Origin of the sequence: Haloarcula vallismortis ATCC 29715 (assembly GCF_000337775.1) — an archaeon.
GTDB classification, from domain to species: domain Archaea; phylum Halobacteriota; class Halobacteria; order Halobacteriales; family Haloarculaceae; genus Haloarcula; species Haloarcula vallismortis.
On record NZ_AOLQ01000059.1, the window covers coordinates 1 to 20,360 of the forward strand.

Here is a 20,360-nt window from a genome sequence, read left to right on the forward strand (position 1 = left end):
AGTGTAAATATTGGGAGGGGCATGAAGAGCCGATACTTGCAGCAGACTCCGACCGCAACAGGCCAACCCCCCCACCCCTTCGTTTCCGGTGGAGCGGGAAACAGGCCCGGGGGGAGGGGGTGGGGAGGCCGATAATGTTCTGTAAGAAGAGGAAAGATTTAATACAGTGCTACATAAACCAAATCCGTACTAGACAAAACAAAAGACTATCAGGGTTCAATGTACGGTTTTCTAGTGTCTAGACCACTCTAGCTAGTGAAGTCACAAGTCCCACCGATCTCCAGAACCGATGCGCTCCTGATTCAACGGGAAATTCTCCCACCCCCTCCCCAGGGGGGTGTGCTGTTCCACTTGAAACGAAGGGGTGGGGGGCTAGGATCGCTCACTCAAATTCGCATCGCTCGGTTCCATGGCCGAACTCGACTCGAATAGTCCCCCTTTCGATCAAACCCTCAGCAGCGTCCGCACGCTGCCCTGTGCTATGCTCTCCCATGTCAGAAAAGGGACCAATGTCTGACGTAGGCTTAAGTGAATTCGCCTATCTTTTAGGGTCAGAGCCGCCATACCGGACGACTCCGGGCGGCGGGAGGATAGGATGGGATTGTTAACAAACCTCAAAGATAGCATCTCACGCGCGGCATCGACGCTGTTCTCCGAAGAGGATCCGAAGCGTATCGGAATCTACGGCCCGCCAAACGCCGGCAAGACGACGCTGGCGAACCGTATTGCACGCGACTGGACCGGTGACGTTGTCGGGCCGGAGAGTCATGTCCCCCACGAGACTCGTCGGGCCCGCCGAAAGGAGAACGTCGAGATTGAACGCGACGGGAAGAAGGTGACAATCGACATCGTCGACACGCCGGGCGTGACGACGAAAGTCGACTACACCGAGTTCCTCGAACACGATATGGAGAAAGACGACGCCGTCCGTCGCTCCCGCGAAGCGACTGAGGGCGTCGCTGAAGCGATGCACTGGCTCCGTGAGGACGTCGATGGTGTCATTTACGTACTTGATTCCGCGACCGATCCGTTCACGCAGGTCAACACCATGCTCATCGGCATCATCGAGAGTCAGGACCTGCCGGTGTTGATTCTGGCAAACAAGATTGATCTGGAGGAGTCGTCGGTTCAGCGCATCCGAAACGCCTACCCCCAGCACGAGACGATTCCGCTGTCAGCGCTCGAGGGAGACAACATGGACGAAGTCTACGATAAAATCGCGGAGTACTTCGGGTGATATAATGGCGGAAGTCAAAGACCCAGACGACGGCGTTCAGATAGACCTCATCAGCGGTGAACGCATGGCCGGGCTGGCCTCGATGGAGAAGATTCGAATGATTCTCGACGGGGTCCGTGACGGCAATATCGTCATCCTCGAGGAGGGCCTTTCGCCCGACGAGGAGTCCCGCCTGATCGAAGTCACGATGACGGAGATAAGCCCCGATGAGTTCAACGGCATCGAGATCGAGACCTACCCCAAGTCCGAGGCCGCCGACGCCAGCATCCTCGACCGGTTGATGGGCAAACAATCGACCCAGAAGCTAACGGTCATCGGACCGGCCAACCAGATAGAGACGCTCCACAAGGACGAAACGCTCATCAGCGCCCTCGTCTCCCGGAAATAATGCCCCATCAGTGTACGGACTGTGGCCGTGGCTTCGACGACGGGTCCAAGGAGATGCTCTCGGGCTGTCCCAACTGCGGCGGGAACAAGTTCCAGTATCAGCCCGAGGGGGCCGACATCTCCGAGACGCCGGACGCGGAGCCACCGGAACCACCGGGACCTGACAGTACTGTCGCTCGTACCGTTGGCAAAACCGCTGCCTCGGTGCGCGACTTCGTCAGCGGTTCCGCTGCGGACGGGGACCGGGACGCTGCGCAGTCCCAGTTCGACGCCGACCGGTCGGCTGACGCCCAGCCGAGTGACCCATCCCACACGTCCGGTTCGCCGTCGACCGAACCCGACCGCACATCTGTGACCGAGGATTCAGCCCAGGCCAGCGCCCGCGGCGATATCGTCGAACCGGATGAGCTTCCATCCGACGCGCCGTCGGCGTCCGAATCTGAACACCGGTTCAGCCCTGTCGGTGCTGACCCTGACCCACCAGCGGAACCAGAACAAGAGGATCGCCCTGACCTGGAGGAACTGCGCGCAGAACTCAACGACCAGTTCGAGTCGATCAAAGTACTGGAACCCGGTCAGTACGAACTGAACCTGATGGAACTGTACGACCGCGAAGAGTACATCATCGCGTTGCAGGAAGACGGCCACTACTCGATTCAGGTCCCGGAAACTATCCGCTCTGAGTAATCGGCGCGGCCCTCTATTTTTACCGATTCGATACCCGCGAATTACCCCGTAGAACCGCTGCAGACACCATTGAGTATCAACGCGGCACAACCATTATATAATATGCCGTGGATGCTTCCGATAACGCCATGAGCCACCGAGAACTCTCGACATCGGAGTCACACCTCGAAGAGTGGGCGGCACTCCTCGGTGCTGATATCGACGACGACGGGCGCGACACCGATCTGCTTGACGACCAGGACGACCCCGCGTAACCATCGCGGACCGTTAGAGGGCGATTCGCAGTTACAGCTACGTCTCTCACCCAGATAGCGGAACGAAAAGGCACCTCGGGACGGCGTCAGTCCCGAACGTTCGCAGTATCGTGCGATACTGAATTACGAGATTTTGTCGTACTGATCGGAGAGCTTCTCGGCGGCGTCGGCCATCAGGTCCTGTTCGTAGTCGTCGAGACCCCATTCGACAATCTCTTCGACACCGTTGCTTCCGAGACGGACCGGGACACCGAAAGCGGTGTCTTCGTGCCCGAACTCGCCCTCCAGCTTGACTGAGGCCGGCAGCACCTCGCCGGTGTCGTTGAGGATGGCTTCGACCATGTGCGCGACGCCGCGGGCCGGCCCCCACTCGGTCGCGCCCTTGCGCTCGATGACGTCCATCGCAGATTCCTGCAGGTCGCCGAGCAACTGCTCTTTCTCGTCGTCGCTGAACTCGGGGTCAGTGCCGTCGACGCGGACCTTCGAGAACACGGGGACCTGTGCGTCGCCGTGCTCGCCGAGAATCGTCCCTTCGACGTTCTGGACCGGCGCGTCGAACTCCTCGCTCAGCACGTAGCGGAACCGCGCGGAGTCCAGGCGGCCGCCGAACCCGATGACCTGCTCACGCGAGCGGTCGCCGGCCTCGTAGAGGTGCCGGTTGAGCAGGTCGACGGGGTTGGAGGTAGTCAGTGAAATGTAGTCGTCGTTGTGCTCGTCGAGCGAGGACTGGATGTCCTCCATGATAGGTGCGTTGTCGCCGGCGAGGTCAATCCGGGTCTGCCCGGGCTGGCGCGGGATGCCGGCTGTGATGACGACCACGTCGGAGCCGGCGGTGTCCTCGTAGCCGCCCTGGCGGACGCGCGTGTTCGAGTCGTAGGCGATGCCGTGGTTCGTGTCGGCTGCCTGCCCGACTGTGTCGTCTTCCTTGTCCGGGATGTCCACGAAGACGACTTCATCAGCGATGTCACGGAGCGCGATGTTGTACCCTGCGGCTGCGCCGACCGTACCGGCTGCGCCGACTACGCTTACCTTTGTCATACCATTCGGAAAGGCTCGGGCGCGAACGTTAAACGTGTCGAAACCCCGATTCCGCCGCGCATCGTTCAGGCAGTATCGGCGTCTCGCACCCGTAAACTGTTTTCAGCCCGGCGGCGTTGTGACACGTATGAGCGACTTCGACAAGGAAGCCGAACGCGAGAAACTCCGCGAGAAGTTCGAGCAAGAGGAGGACAACCGGGCGGCGACCGAGCAGATGAGCGAACTCCTGTTGAAGGGCGCAACGATGACGAACGCCCACTGCAGCGAGTGTGGCGACCCCATCTTCCGCTACGACGGCCAGGAGTTCTGTCCCACCTGCCAGAAGCCGGTCGCTCGCAACACGCAGGAAAATGGCGCTGAATCGTCGGACACCGACCAACAAGAGGGGCAGGCTGACGATGGTGACCAGATTGAGGTTACCGATCCAACCGACGAGGCCCGCGTCCAGTTCGGCGATGCTGCCGAGGACACAGGTGAGAGTGTGGCGGACGCGACGGACGAGTCCGAACAGCGGGAGACCGCACACACCCAGCCCGACACCGCGTCACAGTCTCGCTCTGAGCCGGCGGCGCCGACATCCGATTCGGCCGTTCCACCTGAAGCGGGGGGTAACCAGTCGACCCAGCCGTCCGACGACTCGGAGCCAGCGCCACAGACTGCTGGAACAGGTACTTCGTCGGCGTATAGCGGTCGAGCTGCCAACGACCAGCCGCGTGGGACAGCACCACAGAACCCCCCTGTTTCCGCTCGACAGACTCGGACGACCGATAGTCACACGGACGATATTGCGGCCAATCTCGATGCGGCATCTGCGCTACTGGCCGAGACGGTTCACCGCTTTGCCGAGCGCGCCGCGGCGGCCGAGAACCCACGGGAGGCTCGCGAACAGCTCCAGGCAGCGAGAGAAGCGGCGGAAGCGCTGGACGCGACGCGGTTCTGAACGGACCGCTACGGCGCGTAGTCGCTGGCGATGACCTCTCGAATCCGGTCGGCGGTCACGTCGCCGATACCGGACACCTCTAGCAGGTCTTCCTTATCGGCGGTCATCACCGCCTCGACGCTGCCGAAGGCGTTCAGTAGCGTGCGCGCGGTTACCGGACCGACTTCGGCGATAGAGGCGACAACGTACTCCTGTTGCTCGGGGAGCGTCTTCGATTGTTTCTCCCCATGGACGCTCACCTCGCGGTCGGCCACCTCCTGTTCCCGCCCGGCGATGACCTCCAGCAGGTCGGCGGTCTCGTCCTCGTCACTGGTCCGTAACACGCTCGCGCCGAAATCGACTGCCAGCGACGCGAGCGCGCCCTGAATCGCCTTGTGGTGCACGTTTCGCGCGCCAAAGAGGTCCTCGCCCTCGATGACGACGACGGGCCGGCCGTAGTTGCGCGTGGCGTCCCCGACCTGTTCGAACATCGACCGGTCGCCGCCGGTCAGCGTGTCCATGAAGTCAGCGACGGTCTTGCGCTCGACGACGACGCGGTCCGAGAGTATGTAGTCCCCGACGGCCAGCGTTTCGAGTCGGGTCTCGATACCGTCCCGCGTCGAGAGGTCCCGGGCGATGTTCGAGTCGAGTTCCCGCTGGTCGGCGACGATCTCGACGGGGTCGTCCTCGTCGTCGCGTCCGGCAGTGGCGACCGTCCCGCTACTCTCCTCCTCTCCCGTTCTCTCGTCCCCATCGGTCGCCTCCGACGAGGCTTCTGCGAAGGCGTCCAGTCCGGCCTGACCGTCGCCGTCGTCGTTCTCATCGTTTGACTTGTTAGCTGTACTAGCCCTTTCGTTTCCGGTGGAACTCGACTGCTGTGTGGCGGTTTCATCGCGCTTCGTTCCACCCGAAGCGACCCCCTCGGCGTCTGGACCGTCGCCTCCCCCGCTCTCGTCTTCGTACTCGTCGAGCCCGGTCTGGTCGAGGCGGGCCTCCAGTTCGCCGGCGACGCTCTTGAGTTCGTTCAGCTCGCGTTTCATCCGCTTCTGGTCGTTGCGGGCCTTCCAGAAGTACGCCTCGTCGCGGGTGTCCTCGGCCAGCAGGACGACGACCCGTCCCTCGGCCTGGCGGCCGGTTCGGCCCTTCCGCTGGATGGCTCGAATCGCGGTCGGCACCGGCTCGTAGAACAGCACCAGGTCGACTTCGGGCACGTCCAGCCCTTCCTCGGCGACGGAGGTGGAGACGAGCACCTCGAACTCGCCGTTGCGGAACCGATCCAGCGTCTCCTGTTGCTGGGTCTGTGTCATCCCCTCGCTGCCGTCGGTGTCGCTCTGGCCGACGAACTTCTGCGTTGTGAAGTGGTCTGAGAGGAAATCGACGAGCGTCTCGGCGGTGTCACGGGACTCGGTGAAGACGATGACGCGCTCGCCGTTCTCGATGCCCAGCGTCTCCGCGAGCAACATCCGGGTCTGGCGGAACTTCGGATGGAGGTCGTCGTAGCTGTTGGCTTTCCGTATCGCCTCCCGCACCTTCGGCTCGCTGACGAGGCGCTGGTCGGCCTTCGATGCCCCGGAGGAGCGGGCGGCCTCCTTCAGCCGCTCGAAGTACCGCCGCAGGGACTCGACGCTCTGGGTCTCGACGTAGGTGACCGCGGTCCGGAGCTTGCGGATTTCGGCGAGCAGGCTCATCCCCTGATACCCCTCGCTCTGATCGTTGTTCATCAGGTCCCGCAGCTTGCCCTGCATCTGCTGGATTTCTCGCTCGGAGATGTCCGCCGAAGATTTGTTCGTGACGCCGAGTTCCCGCAGCTGGTCCAGTCGGTCCTCGATGACCTCGTTGATGGCGTCGCGGATTTCGACGACGATTTCAGGTAACTCGATGCGATTCCAGTCAACGCTTGTGTCGTGGGTGTACTCGGTCACGTCGGCGTCGTCCTCGGTCATCACCGCAACCTCCGCAAGCCCGAGGTTCTCACAGACCTCCAGTATCGCTTCCTCGTCGTCGCCGGGCGAGGCACTCATTCCTGTCACCAGCGGGTCCGCGGCGTCGGCGTGATAGCGGTCGGCGATGTAGTTGTAGGCGTAGTCGCCGGTCGCCCGGTGACACTCGTCGAAGGTACAGTGAGTCACCTCGGCAAGCGAGATTCGGTTGCCGACGAGGTCGTTCTCGACGACCTGCGGCGTCGCGATGACGATACGGGCGTCCTCCCAGAGCGCGGCCCGGTCGTCTGGCCGGACCTCACCGGTGAACACGACGACGTCCTCGTCGTCGATTTCCAGCGCTTCGCGGTAGAACTCGGCGTGTTGCTGGACCAGCGGCTTCGTCGGGGCCAGCATGAGTGCTTTCCCGCCGACGGCGTCGAGCCGTTCGGCGGTCACCAGCAGCGAGACGGTCGTCTTGCCCAGCCCGGTCGGGAGACAGACGAGCGTGTGGTCAGCGCTCGCCGTCTCCGCCAGTTCGGTCTGGTAGCGGCGGTTCTCCAGAAACTCGGGCGTCACCAGCGGGCGCTCGACGTACTCGCCACCGGCGTCGGTGGTCGCCATTACCTACGTGTTCGACCCCGCGGTGGTTAAGGGTTCAGATACCGCGGTGAAAGTGAACGGACGGCCTCAGAGGCCGAAACCGGGCAGGTACTGGACGCCAACCCACATCGCCAGCGCGCCGAGCACCGGAATCGAGAAGTTGTCGTCGATGACGTAGCCGGCGATACGGGGCTTGACGCCGTCGGCGAACGTCGCCGCGACCCCGCCGAGCACGGCTGCAGCGGGGGGGACAAATGGGGCTGCAAGCAGTGTGCAGACGCCGAACATCACCAGCAGCACCCAGGCCTGCTTGACGTTGCTGGCATCGCTTGAGCCCAGCAGGCCGCTGATGGGGTCGCCGATGGCGAGCATCAACATCGCGGGGACGGCGATGGTTTCGGTCACGCCGGGCAGTTCGACGGCGACGGCGACGATGGCCATTCCGACGATGTACAGCGCGTAGCCGGCGGGGTTGTCCTGCTCGTACTCGCGGGTGAGTCGGTCGTACACGACCCAGTCTAGCCCCGTCGTCAGCCGCACCGCTTCGAGAACGATGACAACGACCAGCGCCACAGTCAAAAAGCCCTGCACGACGCGCCACGTAATCAGGTCCGGCCGGAACAGGTGTGCGAGCGGCACCGCCGACCCGGTGACGTGGACCAGCCGGCGGGAGACCTCGTCGGCCATCTACAGGTCGTCGAAGGTGCGGTCGCCGGTACTGAGCTGTTCGAGCGTCTCCGCCAGCCCGTCGATGGGGAGCCGTTTCTGCTCGGTCGTGTCCCGCTCGCGAACGGTGACCGTCCCCGCTCGCGGCTCATCGCCGCTCGCGCTTTCCGAGGCGCGTTGCGCCTCGCCGCCGTCCTCCAGACTTTCGTAATCCACAGTAACGCAGTAGGGCGTTCCCACCTCGTCCTGCCGGCGGTAGCGCCGGCCGATGGCCCCGGAGTCGTCGTAGGTGACCGAGAGGCCGGCGGCCCGAAGGTCGCCGGCGATATCGGTCGCGAGCTCGGCCATTCCGTCCTTGTCCATCAGCGGGAAGACCCCGACCGTCGTCGGTGCCTGCTCCGGCGGCAGGTCGAGGTAAGTTCGTTCCTCGCCGTCGACCTCGTCGGTCTCGTAGGCGTGTGCGAGGACGGTGTAGATGATTCGGCCCACGCCGAAGGACGGTTCGATGACGTGTGGGCGGATGTGTTCGCCGTTCTCGGTGACCTCGTCGACGCTGAAGTTCGTCTGTTCGACGGGGACGGTGTGGGACTCGCCGTCGACCTCGACGGTGACCTCGTCATCGTCGAAGGCGTCCGGGTTCCGCTCGGCCAGCGCTTCGAGTGCGTCGGCGACCGCACCGGCCGACCCGCCGAACTCCGGCCCGAGGTAGCTCATATCGGGGTCGACAGTGGCCCGTTCGACGGTGATCGGCTCGTCGTACTGCTTGAACACGGTGTAGTCCTCGCCGGAGTGGTCGGCGTGTTTCGAGAGGTCGTAGTCGCCCCGGTAGGCGAAACCGGTGATCTCGATCCAGTCGCCGTCGACCTCGCTCTCGGCGTCCCAGCAGTCGGAGGCGTAGTGGGCGCGCTCGCCGGCGAGATGCTGGCGATACCGGAAGCGGTCCATGTCGACGCCGATGCGCTCGTACCACTCCTTAGAGACGCCGAGGTAGTAGGCAACCCACTCGCTCTCGACGACGCCGTCGTCGACGGCTTCACGAACGGTGAGTTCGCGCTGGCCGCCGTCCTCGGCCTGTTGGTCGGCGACGGAGTACAGCGGCAGGACCACGTCTTCGACCTCGGCCAGCGGCGGTTCGTTCTCCTCGGGGTCGATGAAGTGTTCGAGCTCGGCCTGGGTGAACTCCCGGACACGGACCAGCGACTTCCGCGGTGAGATTTCGTTCCGGTAAGCCTTGCCGATCTGTGCGACGCCGAAGGGGAGCTGATTGCGGGCGTACTCCGAGAGCTGTGGGAACTCGACGAAGATGCCCTGTGCGGTCTCCGGGCGGAGATAGCCCGGCGACGATGACCCCGGCCCGATGTTCGTCTCGAACATCAGGTTGAAGTTGTCGACCGGCTGGTCGGCCAGCGACGTGTGACAGGAGGGACACTCGATGCCGTGCTCGGCGATGAGGTCCATTACCTCCTCGTTGGGGAGTGATTCGGCCTCTTCGATGTCCGTGTTGTCCTCGACGAGGTGGTCGGCGCGGTGGGTCGCACCGCACTCGCCGCACTCGACGATCATGTCATCGAAGCCATCGAGGTGGCCCGAGGCCTCGAAGACAGGTTCGGGCATCACGTCGGGTGCCGAGATCTCCTGATGACCTTCTTTGACGACGTAGCGGTCCCGCCAGGCGTCCTCGATGTTCGATTTCAGCGCTGCGCCCTGTGGACCGTAGGTCCAGAAGCCCGCCGCGCCGCCGTAGGCGCTTGAGGAGGGGAAGTAGAAGCCGCGACGCTTGGCCAGCTCGGTGAGGCGTTCGCCTTCGCTCATAGGCCTCGCAGCAAGTCTATGTCCCGGACGATGCCGGTGAGCTCGTCACCCGACAGCAGCGGGATCTGCTCGATGTCGTGCTCGATCATCAGCTGTGCCGCCTCCTCGGCGGTGCGGCGCTTGTTCACCGTCACGACGTCGTCGGTCATGAACTCGCGGACAGGCTCGGCCGGGAGTTCGACGTTTCGGGTGGGCATGTACCGACCGCCGACCGCCTTGATACCTTCCCAGGCCCAGTCGTCGTCCTGATTGGCGATGGAGTCGCCGGTGTCGTCCTCGCCCTCGACGACGCGGGCGACAGCGATGATATCGACCTCGGTGAGCATCCCCGACATGTCCCCGTCGTCGCCGAGCACGACGCCGTAGGGGACGTTCGCGTGGGAGAGCTCCCGCTCGGCGACGGTCAGCGGTGTCTCTTCGTACACGCAGTTGATGTCGCGGTTGGCGAGTTCCCCGACGATCTCGTCGCCGTCGACGTCGCCGTTGGCGATGGACCGAATCACGTCGGTCACTGTGATGATGCCTTTGAGCTGGCCGTCGACGATGGGCAGGCGACGCTCGCCGTCCTCGACCATCATCCGTGCAGCGGCCTCGATAGACGTGTCCCCGCTGATTGCCGGGACTTCCTCAACGAGAATGGCGAGCTGGTCCTCGTCAGGGCTCTCGATGAGCGCATCGCGTGAAATAATCCCTCTGAATTCCTCGCCCTCGTCCGTCTCCTTGATAACCGGGACCGACGAGAAGGCCTGCTCCTGGAGGTACTCCAGTGCGTCATCACGGGTACCGGGTATGGTGACCGTGACGACCTCCGAGCGTGGCGTCATAGCGTCTGCGACGTTCATACTGCCAGAACTTCCTTCCCGCATCTACTAAGTCCTTAACATCCGTCCGTTTTCGCCATCCGGGTAGCATGTCGGGCGGCCAGCAGCTACCCCCGACGACCGTACAGGCGCTGTCGGAAACCGGGAGACCGTGCTGGATCGGAAACAACTACGTCTTCTGCCATATCGACACTTCGTCTCCAGGTGTGGACAGAATCCCTCCATCAACCCCTATTGGTTGAGATATCAGGCTCTAACTGTGCCAGCATACGAACCAGATCATCCCATTCCTGACAGGACGTGGACTATTGTCAGACGGTTGGCCCAGCGCCATACCACTCCCCTCTCTGGGTTTCGCTAAATTTTTATAGGGTTGTTACATATTATCATGCATGGAGTCGGAACCTGTCGCTCCGATTGAGATGGCCGCGGACGGAGACATCATGGCGTCCGTCGAAGAGGGTCCAACGGACCAGTTCATCGTCGCTGACGTGACCCGAGACGACGCCTATCTCACAACCCCGCTCGCTGACGCTGCTTCGCTCCCGGCCTGGCGATAGGTCCGGTCTCTCGATTCGTTTTCTCGACCGCTCTCGCCCAACAGGATACCCCATTAGCGGCGCGGTCGCTCCGCCCTGCGTCCCCGTCCGCAGTCGTTCGGACGGAGAAAACAAGCGTTATGCCGCCCCAGTAAGTTCGATTCGGTATGAAGGTACTCGTTACGGATCCTATCGCTGACGCCGGTCTCACGCGGCTCCGTGAGGCGGGCCACGACGTCGAAACAGCCTACGAGGTCGAGGGCGACGCGCTCCTCGACGCGGTGGCCGACGCGAACGCGCTCATCGTCCGCTCGGGCACCGAAGTCACTGAAGAAGTGTTCGAAGCCGCGACCGACCTCATCATCGTCGGCCGGGCCGGTATCGGCGTGGACAACATCGATATCGACGCCGCCACTGACCACGGTGTCATTGTCGCTAACGCCCCTGAAGGCAACGTCCGTGCCGCCGCGGAACACTCCGTCGCGATGGCGTTTGCCACCGCTCGCTCCATCCCGCAGGCCCACGACCGCCTGAAAAGCGGCGAATGGGCCAAAGGCGAGTTCCTCGGGACGGAAGTCAACAACAAGACGCTGGGCGTCGTCGGCTTCGGTCGCGTCGGCCAGCAGGTCGCCAAGCGACTCGGCAGCCTCGGCATGGACATCGTCACCTTCGATCCTTACATCAGCCAGGAGCGCGCCGACCAGTTCGGTGCGGAACTCGTTGATGACCTCAACGACTGTCTCGCCAAGTCCGATTTCATCACCATCCACACGCCGCTGACCCCTGAGACGGAGAACATGATCGGCGAGGACGAACTCGCACTGCTCGAAGGCGGCTACGTCGTCAACTGCGCCCGCGGCGGTATCATCGACGAGCCGGCGCTTGCTGAGGCCGTCGAGAACGGCGTCCTGAAGGGCGCAGCGCTCGACGTCTTCGGCGAGGAACCGCTGCCCGAAGACAGCCCGCTACTCGACGTGGAGGACATCATCGTTACGCCCCATCTGGGCGCGTCGACGGAGGCCGCACAGGAGAACGTCGCCACCTCCACGGCCGACCAGATCATCGCCGCGGCCAACGGTCAGCCCGTCGCAAACGCCCTGAACGCCCCGTCGCTGGACGAGGCGACATTCAAGCAGGTCGGGCCGTACCTCGACCTCGCCGACACCGCCGGCCGCATCGCGGTCCAGCTGTTCGGCGGCCACATGTCCGAAGTGCAGGTCACCTACGCGGGTGACATCGCCGAGGAGGACGTGGAGTACGTCACCGCGAGCGCCCTGAAGGGCGTGTTCGCGCCCTCGGACCTGCAGGTAAACGCCGTCAACGCCCCGCAGATAGCCAAGGACCGTGGCATCGACGTGACCGAGTCCAAGACCCGCACCTCCGAGGACTACCAGAGCCTCATCACCGTCACCGTCTCCGACGGCGAGGAATCCGTCTCCGTCTGTGGGACCCAGTTCGGCGGCGAGGAGCCCCGTATCGTCCGCATCGACGACCACCGTATCGAGGCCGTTCCCCACGGACATATGCTGGTCGTCCGCAACCGCGACGAACCGGGTACTATCGGCTTCATCGGCACCGTGCTGGGCGAAGCCGACATCAACATCGCCGGGATGTTCAACGGCCGCGAAACCATCGGCGGCGAGGCCCTGTCCGTCTACAACCTTGACGAGCAGCCGCCACAGGACATCATCGAGCGACTCAACGGCGACAGCCGCATCATCGAGACGACCTACGTCGAACTCGGCGACGAGTAACACACAGCGGATTTTTCGGAAAGCCAGTCCCGACTATTTTCCGTCGATAAGGCGCTCGTACCGGTCGACGACGGCCTGCCGGTGCTCGCGTTCCCGTTCGAGTGCGGTCTCCAGTGTCGCTACCTGTGAGCGCAACAGCGCGATCTGTATCTGATAGATCGTACTGGGGGCCTGCCGGGCTGATGGTGACGGGGAACCCGACTGGTCCCCGGAGTCGAACGGCGGTGCTGAATCGCGGGACGAGGCCATACCCGTGACAGGACCGCCACGGACAAAAACACCCGTCGGACAGCCGTCACGCGCCCGTCAGTCGCCCTGAGAAGTCCGGCGTCGGTCGTCGCCGGCGACAGTGACATCGGTGGTGAGTGGCAGCCGGAGCGTGAGCGTTGTTTCCCCGTCGCGCCTGTCGTAGGCGAGGTCTCCGCCGTGACAGTCCAGTATCCACTTCGTCAGCCACAGCCCCAGACCGGTGCTGTGTCTGAGTTGCGTTATCGGTTCGTCGCCGAACAGCACCGCCCGCTCGTTCTCGGGCAGCCCCGGCCCGTCGTCGCTGATCTCGACCACCGCGTCCGTCCGCTCACGGCGCACCGTGACCGACAGCCGCGGCTCCCCGTTCGTGTGCTTGACCCCGTTCTCGACGAGCTGTGCCAGCGCGATTTCCAACCGGTCGTCGACGGCGACGACCACGGTCTCGGAGGCCTCGACGACCAAATCGACCGTCGCAGCGTCGTCGCACCGTTCGAGCACCGACCGCACGCTCTCGACAAGGTCTGTCTGCGACTCCGTCGTCGCGGCTGACCCCATCACGTACTCCATCTTCCCGGCTATCTCGCTCAGCTCGGCCAGTTCGCCCGCTGCCGTCGCCATCAGGGACGCTTGCGCCCCAAGGTCGCCCGACAGTTCGGCTGCGAGCATCTCTGTCCCGTCGAGCAGCGGCACGAGTTTGTTCCTGAGGTTGTGCCGTAGCACACGGTGGAGCACCTGATGGTGTTGCTCGCGTTGCTCTCGCCCGGCCAGGTCGGTGTATATCACCAGTGCTCGGTTCGCTGTCGTCGGAACGACCCGACAGTACAACTGCCGGGGACCCTCGACTGTCTGTCCCGTGACGGTGCCCTGCTGGAGGTGGGGGTCGCCCGGCCCTCCATCGGATGCTCTCCAGTTGTCCCGCTCGATTCCCGGGACGTACTCGGTCAGTGGCTCCCCGCGTACCTGCTCGCCGTCGACGCCAAATAGTTCGCCGAAGGCCGGATTCACCGCCCGGAGTATCGGCTTGCCGTCGACGAACTCGACCTCGGCGACAGCGTCGTCGGTGTGTTCGAACAGTGCCCTGAACGACGTGGCATCCCGCTTATTCATCCCTGTACTGCGTGGCGGTGATGAACTCGAAGCGGGCGCCACCGGTCCCGCTTTCGGTTACAGACACGTCCCAGCCGTGTGCGCTCGCGATCTCTTTGACGATTGTCAGGCCGAGCCCCGTCCCGTCGTCACTCGTCGTGTAGCCGTTCTCGAAGATACTGTCCCGCTCTTCCGGGGGGATACCCACCCCGTCGTCGGCGACGTAAAACCCGTTGTCGAGTGCCGCGACCCGGATGGTCGACGCCTGCCCGTGTGTGACAGCGTTGCGAAACAGGTTCTCGAAGAGGTGTTTGAGGCGGGCGTCGTCCCCGGAAACGACGAGGCTGTCCGCCTCGACGACCAGCTCCGTGTCACAGGCGCTAACGTGGGTCCAGCAGGCGCGCGCGACCGCACTGAGGTCGACCGGCGACGGGTCCTCAACGCGGTCCCCCTGTCGTGTCAGCGTCAACACGCCCTCGATAACTTCTTCCATCCGCTCGTGAGCCTGACGCAGCCGGCCAACCCCGGCAGTACAGTCGTCAAGCTGGCTCAGCGTCCCTTTAGCGACCTGCAGCGGGTTTCGGAGATCGTGTGAGACGGTGCTGGCGAACTGTTCGAGCCGCTCGTTCTCCCGCTGTAGCGCCCGCTCCTTGCGGAGCCGTTGCAGGGCAATTTCGGCGTTGCTCGCGATTATCTGGACGAGGTTCAGGTCGGTCTCGTCGAACGCGTCTGCTTCTGTCTGTCCCACGCTGATGACGCCGTAGTCGCTTATCGGGACGTACAGCCACGAGACGACCGGTTCCAGCGCCGCGCCGCCGTCGTGGTCGCGGATATCCGTATAGACGCGTGCCTGCTGGTCCTCGAAGGCCGCACCGGGGAACCCCTCGCCGACCTCGTAGGTCGGCCGTTCCGACAGCAACCGCTCGGCCTTGTCGTTGACGTGACACGGCCGTAACTCCCCGTTTCGGTGGACGCGGATTACGTTGATGCGGAACGCCAGAATCGACTCGATGGCCGCCCCGACCTCGGCGGCGACCGCCGACGGGCTGTCCGCGCTGAGCAGGTCCCGCGTGGCCTCGTGGAGCGCCTTTATTTTCTCTTCACGCCGCCGTTTTTCGGTGATGTCCGTGTTGATGGCGACGTACCCGCGCGGCTCGTCGTCGCGCGGGAGCGGTGCAATCGTCTGTTCGATGACGTAGCGCTCGCCGTCGGGGCGTTCGTTGACCAGTTCCCCCCGCCACACCTCGCCGGCCCCGATGGTTTCCCACAGATCCTCGTAGACGGCCTCGCCGTGCTCGCCGGACTTGAGGATTCGCGGCGTGTGGCCGACGACTTCCGACTCGGCGTATCCAGTCAGCTCCTCGAACGCCGGATTGACGTACTCGATGACGCCATCGGTGTCAGTGAACACGACGGCGTGGCCGGCGCTCTCGACCGCCTCCCGGAACTTCCACGGGCTGATATCGTCGGCTTCTGGGCGGCTCTCGCCTACTTTTCCGCCGTCGGTCCGCGCCGCTCGCTGTCCGTCGGTAGCCCCGCGTATCAAGCCGAGCTGAGCGGAGCGGATATCGGTGTCAATCCGTTCAATCTCAGCCAGAACCTCCGGCCTCGCCAGCTCGCGGAGTCGTCGACGCACGTGGTCGAACGCCGGGTTCTGTTCGGGTTCACTGCTCGGCTGAATCGCATCGAGGGCCTGTGCCTTCCGCGTCAGCGACACCATCTCACGGCGGTCGCCGTTCCGGACCGCCATCGCCCGGTCGATTGCCTGTTTGAGTGCGTCCCCGTCGACCGGTTTGTGGAGGTAGTCGTCACATGGGACCGAGAGGAGTTCCGGCGTCGGTTCGGCCCCGGCCACGACGACCACGTAGTACGACCCGCTGGCGTCCCGGACCGTCTCTTTCAGTTCTTGAAACACCATCTCCGGCTGTCCGTGGTCGTAGACGACAACGTCCGCCTGCTCGAACGAGGGCGCGATTCCCGCCAGTGTCTCGGCCAGCGCGTAGCTGTACGCTGGATCGAGGCCCGCCTCGTACACCCGGGGGTCGACTGCATCGTCGATGACCAGCACGTCTCGATCCATTTCTTGCCCCCGTCTCTATCAGTATTCATAATATATTTCCCTCTGATTGTGAGCAGCTGAGAACGCGAACCAGTTTTAAATGATGCCCCGAACGTGTACTCCTGCGCCCGCCGACCCGTCTTACATGAAGTCGGCGATACCTGACTGTTTGTTGTGGTCGTTCTCGAACACCGACTCGATTTTCCGCTCCAGAATCTTGAGCCGCTGTTTCGTGTAGTCCCGTGCGCCGAACTCGTCGGCGACCCGAATCGCCGTGTCGATGTACTTGTTGACCGACCCCTCGTGGACCGTGAGGGTGACGCGGCCGCCACACTCCCGGCAGTCGCCGGTCAGGGGCGCGCGGCGGAACGACTCGCCGCAGTCCAGACACCGGACCTCCTGTCTGGAGAACGCCCGGAGGTTCCCGATGAGGTCCGGCAGGAAGTGGTACTCGATGATACGCTCGGCCACGTCGCTCTCGACGACGGCCCGGAGCTTCCGGGAAATCTCTAGCTGGGCGTCCATCTTGTCTTCCATCGAGCCGAGCGTCTTGTACGCCGAGAGGTCCGGCCCGGCGGCGATGTTCGTCGTGTCGTGGGTATGGCGGAACTCGGTGTACTCGCGGTCGGTCCCCAGTGTCTCCTCGGCGATCTTCATGATATCCTCGACCTCGGTCGGGTCTTTCATTTCGCGGGTGGCCTCGTAGAACTCCCGGGGATAGGTCTCCATGATGTCCATGTTGTGGGCCTCGTCGTCGATCTCGCTGGGGTCGATGCGCGAGGACATCACCAGCGGGGCGTCCATCTGGCCCCCGCGCTGGTTCGGGAGATACGACTTCGAGAAGTTCAGGAGGCCGTCCATCAGGAGCATCACGCAGTCTTCGTCGCCGTCACACTGCCCGACGTAGGTCCCCTCGACGGCCACTCGGTGGGTGTCAGCGACCGTGAGGCAGTAGACGTGGTCCACGTCGCTTTCGACGTACTCAACGGCCTCGACGGTGTCCGTCGGGGCTGCGCCGTCGGTGGCTTCCGTCGATTCTGCATCGCGTGCCGTCATCGTCGTCGTCTCGCCGCCGTCGTAGGCGGGAAGTTCGTCGCCGGCAGTCAGGTCGCTGGCCGGGATCTCTTCGATACCGTCCGGGCCGGCCCGGAGCATCGTGTGGTCGGGCGTGACCCGGAGTGTTCGGTCACCCACGTCGATGCGGACGAGGTGGTCCGGCGCGGGGTGTTTCGAGACGGCGTCGACCGGCTTGCGACAGGGACCGTCGTCACCCAGCGACGACACGGTGAGGTCGCCGTCGAGTTCCTGTACAAGCGTCCCGAAGTCGTCTTCTTCGGGGTCGTCCAGCCGCTCCTCGACCAGTTCCTCGATAGTACCGTACTCCCAGTCGCCGCTCTCGTCCTCGTACCACAGCCGAGTCTCCGGGTGGAAGCAGTTCCGGCGCTTGGCGGCGTGGAAGTACGGGTGGGCGTAGCCGACGGCGGCGGAAGTGAAGCCAACCACGCGCCCGACCGTTGCCGCGCTGGTGTGCGGAGCCATCCCAAAGACGAGTTCACCGACGAGGTCCTCGCGGTCGTCGAACTCGTAAAACCGCTCCAGCCCGTAGTACTGCTCCAGGAGGTCGTCGACGAAGCGGGCGGTCTGGAGCATGTGCTCGGCCGCGCCGTCCGAGAGCACGATGTCCTGGACCTTCAGTTCGACCAGCTGGTCCTCGTGGGTCAGCGGGTCGCCGTGGATGTCCTCCCTGTAGCCAAGCCCGCGGAGTCGCTCGGCGGAGACATCCAGTTCCGCGGCTCGGACCGCTGTCACCGGCAGGTCCGTCATGTCGTAGCGGACCGTCCCGTCTTTGAACGCCGACACGTCGTGTTTCGCCCGGAGGATGCCCTTCTCCATCGGCTCTGGGACTTTCTCCTCGGATGTGAGCCCTTTGACGGCTTTCAGCTGCTCGAAGGCCGTCTCGCGCTCGCCGACGTTCTGTAGCGCGTCCCGATACGCTTCCTGCAGGTCGAGCACTTTGTACTGGGTCGGCGAGGCGAGCGTCTCACACCGCGGACACTCCGCACGGCCGGACTCGTCGCGCTCGACTTCGCTTTCGCAGTCAGGACAGACGTACACCGGCTCCGTGGTCCCGTCGCATTCTGGACAGTTCGCCTGATGGGTCTCGGTCCCACAGTCGGGACAGCGACGGCGGGCGATCTCCACTTCGACCTGTCCGGGCGTGTCGCTCATGTCGTCGGCGTGTTTCGTCGCCTTGGCCACGTCCCGCTGTGCGCCGCCGGCCTCGCCGATGGGGCTGAGCGTGTGGACGGCCGGCGAGAGGTCCCGCCGCTCGGATTTCTCGGGCCGCCCCATCCGGTTGCCGATGCGGGTCGGCGCGCGCTCCCGTATCTGGAACGGGGCGATTTCGTTGACTGCCACAACAGCGTTCTGGCCGTCTTCGCGCTCGGCGTCCTCGGCGACGCCAATGGCGTCCAGTGACTCGCTCTCGCCGTAGGTCCGGGCGCGCTCGGAGAGGTCCGAAGGCGTCCAGTCGCGCTCTAGCGACCGCGAGAACCCGAGTGTGCGCACCAGCGGCACCCAGTCGGTGACCGTGATCGTGTCCTCGTCCTGCGTGTGTTCGACGAGCAGGTGTTCAAGCGTCTGCTGGACGGCGTCGCTCCGTGGCAGGATGAGCGCGCCGTCGTCGCTGTACGTCTCGCCCGCTGTGCCGTCCATCTCCGGATCGGCGTACGCCCCGTCGGCCTGTGCGATTTGGCCGTCCTCGACGGCGTCGGCGAGCGCACACACCCCGTCGACGCTCACGTCGTGCCAGAGGTAGGTGTACTTCGGGTGCAACGGCGCGTCGTAGTCGGTCGCCCACTCGATAGCTTCCTCGGCGCTGGGGTCGGCCAGGTCGATGTGGGGGGAGTCCCGCATCGCCTGTACGTCCGCGCCCGCGGCGTCGAGGTCCTGTTCCCACCACTCGACGGTGTAGGAGGCCGGCGCGAGCGGGTGGTTGTTCTCGACGAACTCGCCGTAGTTGACCAGATACTCCCCCAGGTCGAGTATCTTCTCGACGCCGTTACGGACCTCTAGAGCTTCCTCGGCGTCGTCGATGCGGCGTACGTCGCCGTTGGCCAACCGCACGGTCGGCCCCTCGATGGTGTCGACCGGGACGACGCCGGCGGCTTTCCCCGGTCGTTCGGTCTTGATCTGGGTGCCGGTCGCGAGGAAGTCGTCGACCAGATGCATCGTCGCCGGGTGGACGCCCGCCGTGGCGAAGCCGTGGTTTCTGGAGCGTCCGTACCGAAGCCGGAACCCGCCCGCCTTCGACGGGTGGGAGAACACCGGCCGGCCGGCGATGAGGTCCCGGAGGTATTTGTCGGCTGGCTCGACGCGCGGCGGGCCAGCCTGCTCGGTAGCGCCGTCCTCGCCGTCGTCTTCATCCCTCTCGCTCGCGTTGTCGCCGCTCTCGTCCTCCGAGCCGTCCCCCTGGTCGGCCTCGTCCTTGCCGATAGTCCCGTCGATGAGATCCTGGAGCCACGGCCAGTCGACCTCGTCGAGATTTCGGGTGTAGCGCTGGATTTTCGGCGCTTTCAGCGCGATTCCCTCGGCCAGTACCAGACACATCCCCCCGCGCGGCGAGTTCGAGTCGACGCGTTCGAGGTCCCGGTAGCCCGAGACTTCCTCGTCGCCGGTCGCCTCGCCGTCGAGCATGATGGGCATGTGCTCGGCGATGAACTTCGTCTCCTTCTCCTTGGGCGAGTACTGGAGGCCGGTGTCTTTATCATAGAGGTCGATCTCCTCAGCGTAGCGCCCGATCTCTTCCTCGCGGGCCTTGTACTGGTCGATGCCAAGCAGCGCGCGGGCGTAATCGGCGACCAGCACGGAGAGCGCCTGTGCCGTCCCGCCGGCAGAACGAATCGGGCCGGCGTAGTAGACGTTGATGAACTCAGTCCCGTCGTCGTTTTCCAGCAGCTCGACGCGGTCAATTCCTTCGATGGGGGCGGCGACGACACCCTCGGTCAGCAGGGCGACAGCGGTCCGGACTGCGCCTTCGACTTTCCCTTCCCGGCTGTCGTAGTCGCCGACAGTCCCTTCGACGAAGTCATCGACCAGTTCCAGCGCGGCCTCCTCGCGGGACATCTGCCCCTCAAGCTCTCGCACCCGCTCGGCGACGCCGTCGATGCCGAGGATGTTCTCGACCCGGTCGGCCATGTCGCGCGCGGTCGGAATCTCGACTTCTGGCTTCGGGTCGCCACCGCGCTCTTTGGCCCGCTCTGCGACATCGAAAGCGGCTTCGAGCTGGGTTTCGAGCGTTTCGAAGTACTGTTCGTCGGCCTCTCGCATC

General features: G+C 64.2%; 16 protein-coding genes. 7 read left to right on the plus strand and 9 right to left on the minus strand.

Annotation, left to right across the window (positions count from 1 at the left end):
- Positions 1-595 precede the first annotated feature (595 nt).
- From C437_RS13815 to C437_RS21130, 4 genes are all read left to right on the plus strand, one after another.
- On the plus strand, positions 596-1,237 hold the full coding sequence (locus tag C437_RS13815; protein WP_004517590.1) for an Era-like GTP-binding protein: 642 nt from the start codon (positions 596-598) through the stop codon (positions 1,235-1,237).
- 4 nt (positions 1,238-1,241) lie between these two features.
- Entirely contained in the window at positions 1,242-1,625 is a 384-nt protein-coding gene (locus C437_RS13820; RefSeq protein ID WP_004517591.1) for a DUF2073 domain-containing protein, read from the plus strand.
- A complete protein-coding gene (locus C437_RS13825; protein WP_004517592.1) occupies positions 1,625-2,311 on the plus strand; it encodes an OapC/ArvC family zinc-ribbon domain-containing protein in 687 nt (228 codons plus the stop codon). Before C437_RS13820 ends, C437_RS13825 begins: the two co-directional genes overlap by 1 nt.
- Before the next feature lie 128 nt (positions 2,312-2,439).
- Complete coding sequence (locus C437_RS21130; RefSeq protein ID WP_004517593.1) at positions 2,440-2,565, plus strand: hypothetical protein; 126 nt, start codon at positions 2,440-2,442, stop codon at positions 2,563-2,565.
- Positions 2,566-2,688: 123 nt separating this feature from the next.
- Here the strand turns inward: C437_RS21130 and mdh are convergent, their stop codons facing one another.
- Positions 2,689-3,603: a malate dehydrogenase gene (gene mdh, locus C437_RS13830; protein WP_004517594.1), complete on the minus strand. Its 915-nt coding sequence runs from the start codon at positions 3,601-3,603 to the stop codon at positions 2,689-2,691.
- 127 nt (positions 3,604-3,730) lie between these two features.
- On the opposite strand from mdh, the gene C437_RS13835 reads away from it, so the two are divergent.
- On the plus strand, positions 3,731-4,543 hold the full coding sequence (locus C437_RS13835; RefSeq protein WP_004517595.1) for an Sjogren's syndrome/scleroderma autoantigen 1 family protein: 813 nt from the start codon (positions 3,731-3,733) through the stop codon (positions 4,541-4,543).
- 8 nt (positions 4,544-4,551) lie between these two features.
- On the opposite strand, the gene C437_RS13840 is transcribed toward C437_RS13835, so the two are convergent.
- The 4 genes from C437_RS13840 to C437_RS13855 form a co-directional block, all read right to left on the minus strand.
- Complete coding sequence (locus tag C437_RS13840; RefSeq protein ID WP_004517596.1) at positions 4,552-7,065, minus strand: DEAD/DEAH box helicase; 2,514 nt, start codon at positions 7,063-7,065, stop codon at positions 4,552-4,554.
- Positions 7,066-7,131: 66 nt separating this feature from the next.
- Positions 7,132-7,731 carry a hypothetical protein gene (locus tag C437_RS13845; protein ID WP_004517597.1) on the minus strand — a complete coding sequence of 200 codons (600 nt, stop codon included), beginning with the start codon at positions 7,729-7,731 and terminating at the stop codon, positions 7,132-7,134.
- Positions 7,732-9,522 carry a glycine--tRNA ligase gene (glyS, locus tag C437_RS13850; protein WP_004517598.1) on the minus strand — a complete coding sequence of 597 codons (1,791 nt, stop codon included), beginning with the start codon at positions 9,520-9,522 and terminating at the stop codon, positions 7,732-7,734.
- Complete coding sequence (locus C437_RS13855) at positions 9,519-10,364, minus strand: CBS domain-containing protein (protein WP_004517599.1); 846 nt, start codon at positions 10,362-10,364, stop codon at positions 9,519-9,521. The genes glyS and C437_RS13855 overlap by 4 nt, the downstream gene beginning before the upstream one ends.
- A 371-nt stretch (positions 10,365-10,735) precedes the next feature.
- Here C437_RS13855 and C437_RS20670 point away from each other — a divergent pair, with 371 nt between their 5' ends.
- Together C437_RS20670 and serA are read left to right on the plus strand one after the other, a co-directional pair.
- A complete protein-coding gene (locus C437_RS20670; RefSeq protein ID WP_004517600.1) occupies positions 10,736-10,903 on the plus strand; it encodes a DUF7556 family protein in 168 nt (55 codons plus the stop codon).
- Between the two features lie 146 nt (positions 10,904-11,049).
- Positions 11,050-12,636 (plus strand): phosphoglycerate dehydrogenase, encoded by a 1,587-nt coding sequence (gene serA / locus C437_RS13860; RefSeq protein WP_004517601.1) that lies wholly within the window; start codon positions 11,050-11,052, stop codon positions 12,634-12,636.
- Between the two features lie 33 nt (positions 12,637-12,669).
- Here the strand turns inward: serA and C437_RS13865 are convergent, their stop codons facing one another.
- From C437_RS13865 to C437_RS13880, 4 genes are all read right to left on the minus strand, one after another.
- On the minus strand, positions 12,670-12,885 hold the full coding sequence (locus tag C437_RS13865) for a hypothetical protein (protein ID WP_004517602.1): 216 nt from the start codon (positions 12,883-12,885) through the stop codon (positions 12,670-12,672).
- A 57-nt stretch (positions 12,886-12,942) separates the two neighbouring features.
- Positions 12,943-13,992 carry a sensor histidine kinase gene (locus tag C437_RS13870; protein WP_004517603.1) on the minus strand — a complete coding sequence of 350 codons (1,050 nt, stop codon included), beginning with the start codon at positions 13,990-13,992 and terminating at the stop codon, positions 12,943-12,945.
- On the minus strand, positions 13,985-16,051 hold the full coding sequence (locus C437_RS13875) for a hybrid sensor histidine kinase/response regulator (RefSeq protein WP_004517604.1): 2,067 nt from the start codon (positions 16,049-16,051) through the stop codon (positions 13,985-13,987). Before C437_RS13875 ends, C437_RS13870 begins: the two co-directional genes overlap by 8 nt.
- A 120-nt stretch (positions 16,052-16,171) precedes the next feature.
- The gene (locus C437_RS13880) at positions 16,172-20,359 is read right to left on the minus strand and encodes a DNA-directed DNA polymerase II large subunit (RefSeq protein ID WP_004517605.1); all 4,188 of its coding nucleotides are present in this window, start codon (positions 20,357-20,359) and stop codon (positions 16,172-16,174) included.
- Position 20,360 lies beyond the last annotated feature (1 nt).